Origin of the sequence: Halorubrum sp. Eb13, assembly GCF_002252895.1 — an archaeon.
In the GTDB taxonomy this organism is placed as follows: Archaea; Halobacteriota; Halobacteria; order Halobacteriales; family Haloferacaceae; genus Halorubrum.
Genome location: NZ_NHPE01000124.1, coordinates 1 through 9,355 on the forward strand (window position 1 = coordinate 1; position 9,355 = coordinate 9,355).

Annotated in this window: 10 protein-coding genes and 1 pseudogene; 3 read left to right on the forward strand and 8 right to left on the reverse strand. The window is 71.6% G+C overall.

Features of this window, described 5'->3' with window-relative positions:
* From DJ75_RS13635 to serB, 5 genes and pseudogenes are all read right to left on the reverse strand, one after another.
* Window positions 1-185, reverse strand: a pseudogene (locus DJ75_RS13635) (hypothetical protein); the annotation flags it as partial.
* Window positions 182-787: a GNAT family N-acetyltransferase gene (locus DJ75_RS13640; RefSeq protein ID WP_094524992.1), complete on the reverse strand. Its 606-nt coding sequence runs from the start codon at window positions 785-787 to the stop codon at window positions 182-184. The pseudogene DJ75_RS13635 and the gene DJ75_RS13640, both read right to left, overlap by 4 nt.
* A 114-nt stretch (window positions 788-901) precedes the next feature.
* Window positions 902-2,002 carry a Brp/Blh family beta-carotene 15,15'-dioxygenase gene (locus tag DJ75_RS13645; protein WP_094524993.1) on the reverse strand — a complete coding sequence of 367 codons (1,101 nt, stop codon included), beginning with the start codon at window positions 2,000-2,002 and terminating at the stop codon, window positions 902-904.
* A complete protein-coding gene (locus DJ75_RS13650) occupies window positions 1,995-2,819 on the reverse strand; it encodes a lycopene cyclase domain-containing protein (RefSeq protein ID WP_094524994.1) in 825 nt (274 codons plus the stop codon). The genes DJ75_RS13645 and DJ75_RS13650 overlap by 8 nt, the downstream gene beginning before the upstream one ends.
* A gap of 230 nt (window positions 2,820-3,049) precedes the next feature.
* Entirely contained in the window at window positions 3,050-3,697 is a 648-nt protein-coding gene (gene serB, locus DJ75_RS13655; protein ID WP_094524995.1) for a phosphoserine phosphatase SerB, read from the reverse strand.
* 125 nt (window positions 3,698-3,822) lie between these two features.
* Between serB and DJ75_RS13660 the strand changes: the two genes are divergently transcribed.
* Together DJ75_RS13660 and DJ75_RS13665 are read left to right on the forward strand one after the other, a co-directional pair.
* A complete protein-coding gene (locus tag DJ75_RS13660; RefSeq protein ID WP_094524996.1) occupies window positions 3,823-4,026 on the forward strand; it encodes a hypothetical protein in 204 nt (67 codons plus the stop codon).
* A 3-nt stretch (window positions 4,027-4,029) separates the two neighbouring features.
* Window positions 4,030-4,614: a 2'-5' RNA ligase family protein gene (locus DJ75_RS13665; RefSeq protein ID WP_094524997.1), complete on the forward strand. Its 585-nt coding sequence runs from the start codon at window positions 4,030-4,032 to the stop codon at window positions 4,612-4,614.
* Between the two features lie 398 nt (window positions 4,615-5,012).
* Here the strand turns inward: DJ75_RS13665 and DJ75_RS13670 are convergent, their stop codons facing one another.
* The 3 genes from DJ75_RS13670 to DJ75_RS13680 form a co-directional block, all read right to left on the reverse strand.
* Window positions 5,013-5,222, reverse strand: a complete 210-nt coding sequence (locus DJ75_RS13670; RefSeq protein WP_094524998.1) for a hypothetical protein — start codon at window positions 5,220-5,222, stop codon at window positions 5,013-5,015.
* A gap of 2 nt (window positions 5,223-5,224) precedes the next feature.
* Entirely contained in the window at window positions 5,225-6,619 is a 1,395-nt protein-coding gene (locus tag DJ75_RS13675; RefSeq protein WP_094524999.1) for a cytochrome P450, read from the reverse strand.
* Window positions 6,620-6,743: 124 nt separating this feature from the next.
* Entirely contained in the window at window positions 6,744-8,378 is a 1,635-nt protein-coding gene (locus tag DJ75_RS13680) for a methyl-accepting chemotaxis protein (RefSeq protein ID WP_094525000.1), read from the reverse strand.
* 214 nt (window positions 8,379-8,592) lie between these two features.
* On the opposite strand from DJ75_RS13680, the gene DJ75_RS13685 reads away from it, so the two are divergent.
* A partial coding sequence (locus DJ75_RS13685; protein ID WP_176451458.1) for a UvrB/UvrC motif-containing protein occupies window positions 8,593-9,355 on the forward strand: 763 nt, incomplete at its 3' end.

The window sequence follows — 9,355 nt, forward strand, 5'->3', positions numbered from 1 at the left end:
TCCGTTCCGCCCCCGTCGCGCTCCGTTCCGCCCCCGTCGCGGCTCTCCTCACTCTCCGCCGACGCCACCGGATGGACCGTCACGACGGCGTGCCCGTCGCGCTCGTCGATCGACTCGATCACTCCGACCGACCACCGGCCGACGTGGTGCGACGGCTCTCGGGCGTGGACGCGGTCGTGGTTCACTGCGCTCCCCCCTCGACGCGCCGCACCGCGAGCGCCGCCTCGCAGGTGCACTCGACCTCGCACTTCGGGCACTCGGCGGCGGGCCGGTCGATCGGCTCGCGGTGGACCGCCTCGTAGCCGTGGCGGTCGAACAGCTTCTCCGGGGAGTCGGCGCCGCCGTGGTACCACGAGTCCGCGACGAGCACGTCGACTCCGCGCTCGGCGCCGATCCCGTGCAGGCGTCCGAGGAGCCGACTCCCGATCCCGCGTCCGGTGGCCCCGTCCCGGACGTACCCCATCTCGAGGTGACCGTACCGGTCGGCGGCGGGGATCAGGTCGGGGTCGTCGAAAAAGTACATCTCGTCGGCGACGGCGCCCGGATCCGCGAACTCGCGGAGCGCCATCACCCCGAGGATCGGTCCGTCGGCGTCGCCGCCGTCGTCCGGTCCCGCGTCGTCGTCCGGTCCCGCCCCGCCCTCCACCGCGACCAGCACGTGGTACGTCGGGTCGCCGATCCCGAGGTCGACGCCGTAGGAGTTCCCCTCGCTGAAGTGCTCGGTGATGAGCGCCTCCACCTCGTCGGCGTCGCCCGGCCGCGGGTCTCGGATCGCGATCTCGTCCATTCCCCGAGGGTACGCTCTCGGCCGACAAGAGCGGCGCGGTGGGCCGACCCCGGCGAGCCGAACGCCGGGCCTATCCGACCGCTCCCGGCCGCCTATCCGACCGCTCCCGGCCGCCTATCCGACCGCTCCCGGCCGCCAGACGCCCTGCCGCCGGTCGAGCCACGCGACGACGACCACGTGCGGGAGCGTCATGGCCGCGATGGCGACGAGCGACACGGCGAGCAGGTCGCCCGGAGCGGCGACGCCGGCGGGGACCGAGAGCCCGACCGCGGCGACCACGAGGAACCCGCCGAGGGTGAGCGGCGCGGCGTCGCGCCCGAACCGCCCGAGGGCGCCGGGGAGATCGCCGTCGCCGAGCGCGGTCGCCGCCCGCTCGTCAACGAGGATCAGCCGGCCGACGTGGCGGAGGCCGTGCCAGAGCGCGAAGTACACGCCGATCGCGAACACGGGCGCGGCGAGCAGGAACCACGCCCACAGCGCCGCCACCTCCCCGGCGTCGCGGAGCCACCCCCGTCGCGAGGCGCCCGCCCGGACCCGCCGGTAGCCCAGTCCGATCGACAGGACCGTCGCCGCGATCATGAACGCGCCGACGGCCAGCCGGGTCGCCGGAACGAACACGGGCTCGACCGCGGCGGCGGCCGCGCTCGCGTCGACGACGAACAGCCCGACGATCCACTCGGCGACCAGCCGGTACTCGCCCGGATGCGCGAGCAGCGGGACGCCCATCGGGAGCCCGCCGCGGACGACGAGGGCCAGCCAGCGCTCGGCCGACGTCGGCAGGTGGTCGACGCCCGCGACGACGAGCGCCGCGACGTCGCCCTGCCCCCAGTGGAGCCACGTGAGCGCGATGAACCCGACGAAGGCGGCCACGGGAGCGAGGAAGAACGCCGCGACGACCGCCCCGCCGAGGACCGCGTACGCGACGGAGACGACCGCGACCGACCGCCGGAGCGAGACGTCCGTCGCCGCGCGCAGCGGAACGAGGTGGTCGACCGCGCCGTGGGCCATCCCGACGGCGAGCGTCCCCAGCGCGAACGTCGCGACGCCCACCTCCACCGGAAACAGGGGGGTCACGGCGCCGACTGGGAGCAGCGCCGCGAGCGCTAGCGCGGGGTACAGCGCGAACCACCGATCGACCGCCGACCGGGCGTCATCGTCGCTCTCGACCGCCGTCGCCTCGCGGCGCGCCGCCGCGCCCGCCGCGGTTTCAGTCATTGACGGGGTCGGGGGACTCCGGGTCCGGTTCGGGCGGTTCGGGCGTCGGGTCGAACGCGTCCGCCGCCGACTCGGTCGGCCGGCCGCGCCGGTCGTTCCAGTCGAGTACCCACTCGAACAGCACGAGCCCGTTCACCGTCATCACGCCGGCCGAGGCGAAGAAGAGCATCTCCTCGATCGGGAGTCCGAGGACCGCGACCCCGGTCGTCAGCTCGGCGGAGAGCTGCCACGTCCCCATCGCGATCGCGATCCGGTCGGCGATCCAGAAGTACGCCGCGGGGATCAGCGTCGCCGCGAGCCACATCCGCGGCGTCCGGATCAGGTACCCGCCCCCCACCGCCCACTGCAGCGCGAAGACGGGGCCGACCCACGCGATCAGCCCGCCGAGGTAGAGGTACGAGGGGTCGAGCGACACGAGCCAGAGCCCGCCGGCGACCATCGCGACGCCGGCGACGACGCCGGCGATCCGCGGGCCCCGATCGAAGTCGCCCTCGCGGAACGTCGGGTCGAACCCGATCAGGTGGAGCGCGAACGCGGTGACGACGGTCTGGATGGCGAAGAACAGGTACTCGCCGAGCGGGATCGACAGCGCCCGGACGAGCACCGCCCCGTCGGCGTACCACCACGCCCCCCGTCGGATCATGTAGCTGATCCACGGCGTCGTGTACACGTACGCGATGGCGACGAGGATCGCGATCCCGGCGGTCGCGCGTCGCCGGCGGACGACGTCGTACCGCGGCGCGAGGTACCACAGCGCCGCGACGACGGGAAGGCTGAAGACGAGATGGAACTGGAGGTACGTCAGCGTCGGAAGCATCTGATCACCCCACCGGCGCCGTTCATGCGATCACGTTCGCTCCGTCGCTTATTAAGGCTCAGTCCAAACAGTGTGGTCGCCCCCGACGGTCGTCGAGAGTGAGATCGGCGGTCGTCGGGATTTCGTCCGGCGATCATCGTGATCTCGTCCGGCGATCATCGTGATCTCGTCCGGCGATCATCGTGATCTCGTCCGGCGATCGTCGGGATTTCGTCCGGCGGTCGTCGGCGCTACGCCTCGGCCGACAGCACGCCGTACCCCTCCAGCACCTTCCCGAGCCGGAACATGGAGGCGACGACGGCGTCGCAGACGGGGCGCACCGCGTCCTTCGGCACGAATCCGACCGCGAGCCCGGCGACCTCCAGCATCGGGAGGTCGTTCGCGCCGTCGCCGACCGCGACCGTCTCCGCCATCGCGAAGCCGAGGTCGTCGGCCAACTCGGCCAGCGCGTCGTCCTTCGTCCCCTCGATGAGCGGTCCCTCGGCCTCGCCGGTGAGCTTCCCGCCGGCCGTCGGGAGGCGGTTGGCGACGATCGTGTCGGCCTCGACCCCCGCCTTCGCGAGCGCGCGCTCGACGCCGCGCTCGAACCCGCCCGTGAGCACCGCGACGTGGTGCCCCTCGGCCTGCAGCCGCTCGATCAGCTCCCCGGCGCCCGGCCGGAGCGTCACCTCGTCGAACGCGGCCGCGACCGCCTCGTCGTCGAGCCCGCCGAGCAGCTCCGCCCGTCGGTAGAGGCTCTCGGCGTAGCTGAGCTCGTCGTTCATCGCTCGCTCGGTTATCTCGGTCACCTCGTCGGCGACGCCCGCGCGCTCGGCGAGCAGGACCGTCATCTCGGAGTCGGAGAGCGTGCCGTCGAAGTCGAACGCGATGAGGCTCATGGACTCCGTTCGGCGCGGAGGGGTTTTGAAGCACCTGATCGCGCAACGGACCCCGCACGGCGGGGCCGTCTCGCCCCGCCGCGCCCTCGGTGGCCTTTTTGCCGGTCGGGGTCGTCCCCACCGTCATGGATCGAACCGACGCTGACCGCGCCGACGTCGACGTCGACGACCTCTTGAAGGTGATCTTGGGACTTGCTATCGTATGGCTTCTCCTGGAGATCCTCGGCGCCGTGCTGGAGATCACGTTCGTCCTCCTCGACGCGCTCCCGACGCTGATCGTCCTCGCCATCGTCGTCCTGATCGCCTTACGGCTCACCGACCGGATCTGAGTCGTGTTCAGCCTGAACGTCCCGCTCCCGCCCGCGGTCGGCGATCTCGCGGCCGATCTCCACCCGAAACTGTCGGGGTTCGACCGCGTGCGCGACCGGCACACCCTCGTCTGCAAGCGACTCGGGGTCGACAACGTCCCGGACCGCGTCGCGAGCGCGGCCCGTCCCGGACCCGAGGACGTCGGTTCCGCCGCCGAACCGAGCCCCCCGAAGCCCGACGCGCTCGAGGCGCTCCGGGGGGACCTCCGACCCCTGCTGTCGGGAACCGACCCGTTCGAGGTGGCCGCGACCGGGATCGACGTCTTCGACGCGCCGGCGTCCGGCTCGCGGCCGGTGGTGTACCTCGCCGTCGAGAGCGAGGTCCTCGTGCGGCTTCATCAGCGACTCTGCGCCGCCTACGGCGCGATCGAGGGGATCGAAGGCGACGACTTCGTCCCGCACGTCACCCTGGCGCGCGGCGGAAACCCCGCTCCGGGCGTCGTGGCCGACCTCGTGGGCGCGGCGGTCGACCCGATCCGGTGGCGCGTCCACGCGCTCGACCTGTACGACCCCGAGTTCCGCGAGGTCGCCGCGACTATCGATTTATAAATGGGTGGCCGGGACTCGGCGGTGAACCGTTTCGAATTCCCGGCCGCTCGGCGAGACGCTGTCGCCTGCGCTTCGTCGGTGATCACGTCCAAAGCCCCAGCCACCACGTCCAAAGCCCCAGCCACCACGTCCAAAGCCCCAGCCGTGAGGCGGGCACACGCTCGCTGTGCTCCTCACTCGGTCGCTGACGCTCCCTCGTTGCGGTGCTTCCGTCGCCTGTGCCCGCCTCACGGCTGCCCCTTTGAGCCCCGTCCCGCACGGCGACCGCACCTCACTCCTCCCCAGCCTCGTCGCTCACTTCGTTCGCGACTCCCTCGCGCGTGCACCTCGCGCCCGTCGGGCGCTCGGCGGCACGCGCCGCCGCTATCGGTTTATAAATAGCACGTCGCCGTCGGCGGTCACTCTCGCCGCCCGCTCTGCGTATCGCCCCCGTCGCGCTCGCCCGGCTCGTCGACCGCGTGGTGCGGTCCGACGGGACCGTGCGTCGGGCAGACGCCGGCGATGGGAGTCGCGTTGAGACAGCAGGCGCGCTGCTGACTCGCGATGACGCCCTGCGAGAGGGACTCACCGCAGCGCCGGCAGTACGACGCGGTCCCGTCGTCGGCCATCTCTACCGCTCGCGAATGCGCATCGGCACCGGGTGGTTCGGGTGCATCGTCAGCGAGCCGCGCAGCGAGAGTTCGGGCCCCTCGTACTCCAGGTCGTACTGCGAGCAGACCTCCGCGAGGATCAGCTTCGCCTCCAGCAGCGAGAACGCCTTCCCGATGCAGTGGCGCGGGCCGCCGCCGAATGGGAAGTACGCGAACCGGGGGCGTTGGCTCCGGCGCTCGGGGGCCCATCGACTCGGGTCGAACGTCTCGGGGTCGTCGTACCAGCGCGGCGACCGGTGGATCACCCACTGCGACAGCATGAGCGCCGAGCCCTCCGGGATCCGGTACCCACCGATCTTCACGTCGAGCTTCGGCTCGCGGAACAGGGTGTAGACGGGCGGGTACAGCCGCATCGATTCGTTGAGCACGCGCTCGGTGTACTTCATGTCGCGGGCGTCGGCGGCGGTCGGGGCGCCGTCGGCGGTCGCCGCCCGGGCCTCGCCGGCCACGCGCTCGCGGGCCTCGGGGTGATTCGAGAGCAGGTAGAACGTGTACGTCAGCGCGAGCGCCGTCGTGTCGTGACCGGCGAGCAGCATCGTCACCAGCTCGTCGCGGAGGTTCTTGTCGGTCTGCTCGCCGCGGTCCCGGGCGCGCAACAGGACGGAGAGCAGGTCCATCGGCAGGTCGCCGTCGCCGTCGCCGGCGGGGCCGCGCACCGCGACGCCCTCGGGACCGGCCGGGTCGACGCTCGGGTCGCGCTCGGTCCCGCGCCGGCGCTCCACGATCCCGTCGATCACGGATTCGAGGGTGCCGATGGCGTCGTCGAACTCGCGGTTCTCGCGGGTCGGCACCCAGTTCGGGATCAGGAAGCGGCGCGGGTCGGGCTCGAACCGCGCGCCGAGCGGCTCCAGCTTCTCTTGGACGGTCTTCACCTCCTCGTCGGTGATGTCGGCGCCGAACATCGCCGAGACGATGATCTTGACGGTGAGGCGGGCGACCTCGAGCTGGATGTCGACCACGTCGCCGTCGTTCCAGTCCGCGAGTTGCGACTCGGTGTGGCCGACCATCGTCCCCGCGAGCGCCCCGATCCGCCGGTTGTGGAACGAGGGGTTCGCCAGCTTCCGCTGGCGCTGCCACGCCTCGCCCTCGCTCATGAGGAGACCGTCCCCGAGCAGGGTGTCCATGGCGTCGTCGCCGAACTGCGGCTTCCGGTAGCGCTCGGCCTCGGAGACGAGGACGCGCTCGATGTCGGCGGGGTTCGTCAGGAGGTAGGTCTCGCGCGGGCCGAGGTCGAAGCGAACGACGTCGCCGTAGCTGTCGGCGCAGGCGCGCATGAACGAGAACGGGTCGTCGGCGTACTGGCGACCGTTGCCGAAGACGGGGTCGCCGATGGGTCCGGGCGGCGTGACGGACATACGAGAAATAGGGTCTCTGCGAGGTTAAACGTTCGGCGGCGGGGCGGCGGCGGCGACGCCGCGGGGGGACGGACGCGGCGCCACGTGGGAATTTGCCGGGCGCTACGAGAGGGTCCGGCGGGCGCTACTCGGACCGCTCTCGATCCCGCTCCTCTCGCCTCTCATGCCTCGCGTCCAGGCGCTCGACGCGGGCGATCAGCTCGTCGACGGCGACCTCCTGGTCGTCGGTCGCCTCGACGATGCGCTCGGTCGCGTCCTCGGTCCGGTCGGAGCGCTCGCGGACCGCCTCCAGCGACGACGTGAGCTCCTCGACGGTCGCGGCCTGGTCGTCCGTCGTCCGGGCGACCTCGGCGACGCCCGCGGCCGCCTCGTCGACCGCGTCGGCGATCTCCTCCAGCGAGTCGAGCACGGTCTCGATCTCGGTGCCGGCGTCCTCGATGCGGTCGTGCGAGCGCTCGACGGCGGTGCTCGTCTCGTCGGACTGCGCCTGGAGCTCCGCGAGGCTCTCCGTGATCTCCTCGGTGTAGCCGCGCGTCTCGTCGGCGAGCTTCTTGACCTCCTCGGCGACGACCGCGAAGCCGTCGCCGCCCTCGCCGGCGCGGGCGGCCTCGATGTTGGCGTTGAGCGCCAGCAGGTTCGTCTGCTCGGCGACGTCGGAGATGACCTCGATGACCTCCTCGATGTCGTCCATGCGCTCCGAGAGCGCGCCGACGCTCTCGACGAGCTCGTCGCCGATCTCGACGACGTCCTGAGTCGCCTCGCGGGCGTCCTCGCTGGCGTCGAGCCCCTCGTCCGCGGCCTCGCTGGCGGCGATCGCGGCGGAGTCGACCTGATCGGCGGTGGCGGCGACCTCCTCCATGCCGGCGGAGAACGACTGCATCTCGGAGACGCTCTCCTCTAGCAGCTCGTTCTGCTCGTCGACGTTCTCGGCGATGTCGCCGGCGGCCCCGCTCGCCTCTTGGACCGTCTCGTCGATCTGTCGCGCCTGCTCGTGGACGCTCTCGGAGAGGCTCTGGAGGTTCTCGGCCATCCCGTTGACGACGCCGATGACGGCCAGCAGCTCCTCGCTCAGGATCTCGCACTCCTCGTGTCGGACGGCGCGGGCGTCGAGGTTCCCCTCGCCGATCGCCTCCGCCGTCTCGCGAACCTCCTTCACCAGCGTTTCGGTCGCGTTCCGCTGGTTGACGTTCTCCGTCCGGTCGATGACGACTTCGGTGACGCCGACGACTTCCTCGCCCTCGTACAGCGGCGTCGCCGTGAACTCGATGTGCTTCTCGTCGCCGTGGCGGTCGACCATCGTGCTGGTGTCGCGGTAGCGGGTCTGCGCCGAGTCGCACCGCTCGACGCCGTACGCCTCGTCGGCGGTCTCCGGCGCGTCGAGCACTTTGTCGGCCAGCGTGTCGGCCCGCCGCCCGTCGGGATAGAACAGCTCCGAGACGTGGCCGTGACCGATCGCGTCCTCGCGCGCTTTCCCGGTGAGCGACGCGATGGACTCGTTCCACTCGGCGACGTTGCCGTCGGCGTCGAGGATGAACGTCGGCACGCCGGTGGCGTTGAACACCTGCTCGAAGCCGGCCCTAGACAGCGTCTCGGCGCGGTCGGTGCCCGCTTCGTCCACGATCCCTGGAGCCGTGCTGTCGGCTCCGCTCGGTCTCCCGTCGTCGGCCCCGTCGTCGACGACGACCCCGCCGTCCGGGACCGACCGCGAGTCCCGGTCCCGCCCGAACACCCGTCGGAGTAGCCCGCTGACTCCCGTCATATCTATGTCGCCCTCTCCCAAGCGCCAGCATAAACGGTTCCCCCCGTTATTCACGTGTGATAATCATCTGGTCCTCTAGATGAAAGGAGCGCCGTCGGCCTTCGCCTTCGCTCCCCCGACGCAATTGCTCCCTCCGGTGCGATCGCTCTCCTAGCACGATCGCTCCCCTCCCCGCCCGTAGCGTTCAAACGCGTCCGGCGGCTACCCGGATCCGATGGACGCCGACGCCGTGCGCGAGCGGGCCGCGGACCTCCCGACCGAGCCCGGCGTCTACCAGTTCCGGGCGGGGGAGACGACGCTGTACGTCGGCAAGGCGGTCGACCTCCGGGACCGAGTGCGGTCGTACGCCGACCCGCGCTCGGGGCGTATCAGGGGGATGGTCGCGCGCGCCGACCGGATCGAGTTCGCGGTCACCGACACCGAGACGCAGGCGCTGCTGCTGGAGGCCAACCTCATCAAGCGGCTCCAGCCGCGGTTCAACGTCCGGCTGAAAGACGACAAGTCGTACCCGCTGATCGCGCTCACCGACCACCCCGTCCCCCGGATCGAAGTCACCCGCGACCCGGAGGAAGGAGCGATCGCGTACGGCCCGTTCACGGACAAGGGCCGCGTCGAGACCGTGGTGAAGGCGGTCCGCGACGAGTACCAGCTCCGCGGCTGCTCGGATCACAAGTACGCGAACCGCGACCGCCCCTGCCTCGACTACGAGATGGGGATCTGCTCGGCCCCCTGCACCGGCGAGATCGACCCCGCGAGCTACGCCGAGGACGTGGCCGCGGTCCACCGCTTTCTGGAGGGCGAGACCGGCGCCCTCGCCGACCCCCTGCGCCGGCGGATGGAGAGCGCCGCCGAGCACGCCGAGTTCGAGCGCGCCGCCAACCTCCGCGACCGGCTCGAAGCGGTCGAGGCGTTCCACGGCGAGGGCGGCGAGGCCGTCAGCGACCGGTCCGACGACCGCACCGTCGACGTGCTCGCGG

Excerpts from the sequence above, each read along its gene's own strand:
- DJ75_RS13675 (WP_094524999.1), bottom strand. The coding sequence starts at position 6,619 with ATGTCCGTCACGCCGCCCGGACCCATCGGCGACCCCGTCTTCGGCAAC.
- DJ75_RS13640 (WP_094524992.1), bottom strand. The coding sequence starts at position 787 with ATGGACGAGATCGCGATCCGAGACCCGCGGCCGGGCGACGCCGACGAG.
- serB (WP_094524995.1), bottom strand. The coding sequence starts at position 3,697 with ATGAGCCTCATCGCGTTCGACTTCGACGGCACGCTCTCCGACTCCGAG.
- DJ75_RS13680 (WP_094525000.1), bottom strand. The coding sequence starts at position 8,378 with ATGACGGGAGTCAGCGGGCTACTCCGACGGGTGTTCGGGCGGGACCGG.
- DJ75_RS13670 (WP_094524998.1), bottom strand. The coding sequence starts at position 5,222 with ATGGCCGACGACGGGACCGCGTCGTACTGCCGGCGCTGCGGTGAGTCC.
- DJ75_RS13645 (WP_094524993.1), bottom strand. The coding sequence starts at position 2,002 with ATGACTGAAACCGCGGCGGGCGCGGCGGCGCGCCGCGAGGCGACGGCG.
- DJ75_RS13660 (WP_094524996.1), top strand. The coding sequence starts at position 3,823 with ATGGATCGAACCGACGCTGACCGCGCCGACGTCGACGTCGACGACCTC.
- DJ75_RS13650 (WP_094524994.1), bottom strand. The coding sequence starts at position 2,819 with ATGCTTCCGACGCTGACGTACCTCCAGTTCCATCTCGTCTTCAGCCTT.